This is a genomic window from Frankia nepalensis (assembly GCF_016786325.1).
Lineage (GTDB): Bacteria > Actinomycetota > Actinomycetes > Frankiales > Frankiaceae > Pseudofrankia > Pseudofrankia nepalensis.
The window spans coordinates 1-1,615 of the sequence record NZ_JADWYU010000347.1; the positions used below are offsets into that span (position 1 = coordinate 1).

The 1,615-nt window shown below is 73.4% G+C and carries 2 protein-coding genes; one reads left to right on the forward strand and one right to left on the reverse strand.

Annotated elements, in window-relative coordinates:
* Nucleotides 1-278: 278 nt before the first annotated feature.
* Nucleotides 279-644 carry a WhiB family transcriptional regulator gene (locus tag I6A81_RS41105; RefSeq protein ID WP_203007731.1) on the reverse strand — a complete coding sequence of 122 codons (366 nt, stop codon included), beginning with the start codon at nt 642-644 and terminating at the stop codon, nt 279-281.
* A 451-nt stretch (nt 645-1,095) separates the two neighbouring features.
* Between I6A81_RS41105 and I6A81_RS41110 the strand changes: the two genes are divergently transcribed.
* Nucleotides 1,096-1,488 carry a DUF5319 domain-containing protein gene (locus I6A81_RS41110; protein WP_407661475.1) on the forward strand — a complete coding sequence of 131 codons (393 nt, stop codon included), beginning with the start codon at nt 1,096-1,098 and terminating at the stop codon, nt 1,486-1,488.
* Nucleotides 1,489-1,615: the final 127 nt, after the last annotated feature.

Here is a 1,615-nt window from a genome sequence, read left to right on the forward strand (position 1 = left end):
GTGAATGATCACCGACCGGGCCGATCTCTTTGCGCGAACCAGCTCGCCGGTCCACGTGAGTCGATCATCACCGGGGCCGCCGTCCGGGAACCGGCCACCTTAGGCATGCCCGGCACGGCCTTTCCAGGCCCGCGGCCCGAGCCCGGCCCCGGCACCCGTCGCGGGTGAGCCCTTCGGCGGCCCGCCGATGTCGGGCATCTGCCGGCCCACCCGGACGGCCAGCCGCGCCGCCCCCGGGCCCCTCCTGGATTGGCCAGACCCATCCGGGAGGTCCGGGTTCACGCGACGATGGGTGCCTTGTGGAACTGCCGGTCCGCGCCGACGGCCGAGCCAACGGGGACGGGCGCCTGGCGGGCGCCGCCGCGACGGGTACGGCCCGTGATGATCGCCTCGCGCTCGGATTCGCTCATCCCGCCCCAGACCCCGTAGGGCTCGCGAGCGGACAACGCGTGCTCGCCACATTCTTTGATCACTGAGCAGCGAGCGCAGATGGCCTTAGCCGCCGCCTCGCGCGCGGCCCTGGCCGGCCCTCGCTCACCCTCAGGGTGGAAGAACAGTTCGGTGCTCTCGCCCCGGCAGGCGCCGTGCAGCTGCCACTCCCACTTCTCCGCCCCGGGACCCGGTAGACGTCGGACGTCGGTCATCGTCCTGTTGCCCCCCTCTTCTCGTCTGGCGGCCACGCGCGCCGCCCGCACACCGTAGGCCGGCCACCCCGCGCTTTCGATCTTGAAAAATCACCCTCCCGCGCCCGCGGGCCGCGAGCGGCGTCCCTACCCGAGCAGCCCTCACAGGGGGTGACGGCCCGTCCGGCGAACGACGGTGTGGTCGCTACCCCCCGCCGGCCCGCCCAACCGGCGTCGTGGCCACTACCTCTGCTGGTCACGGCGCATGCCATGTCATTTGCGGAAAGCGCGGACCGGACGATCCGGGCCCGCCGGTGGTCGGCGAACACGAGCGGGCCGCGAAGCGGCGCATCCCCGCTGGCTACGCTCAGCGCCAGCCCGGCCGACCCGGCAAGCGCGGGCCGGCGGCCAGAAGATCCAGCGACCACGAGCCTGGCGACCGACTACGTGTTCGGGGCGTAGCGTGGGCCACGTGAGCGACGAGCCCATCGACCCGTTCGCCGACGACCCGGAGGACCCGGCGTACGAGCTCGCCCAGCTGGATCCGTCCGAGGACCTCGATGCGCCCCTGTCGCTGCACGAGCGCGAGGAGGTCCTCGCCGAGCTCGGTGACCTCGACGTGTTCCGCACCCTGCTGGAGCCGCGCGGGTACCGCGGCCTGGTGGTGGACTGCGAGGGCTGCGCCGAACCCCACTTCTTCGACTGGGACCTGCTGACCGGCAACCTGCGCCACCTGCTCAACGAAGGACGCACCCGGGTGCACGAGCCCGCCTTCGCCCCCGACCCCTCCTGCTACGTCTCCTGGGACTACGCGCGCGGCTACGCCGACGGCGTCTGCGAGGCCTCGGAGGCACAGGACGCGTGACCGGCCGGGGGTGGGCCGTACGTGCTCGCCGCCCTTTGGGCGGCTTCGCCGGGCGGCCAGTCACGGATGTTGCTCCGGGGCCGAGCCCCGGACCCCGCGCCAGGGGGCTTCGCCCCCTGGACCCCCC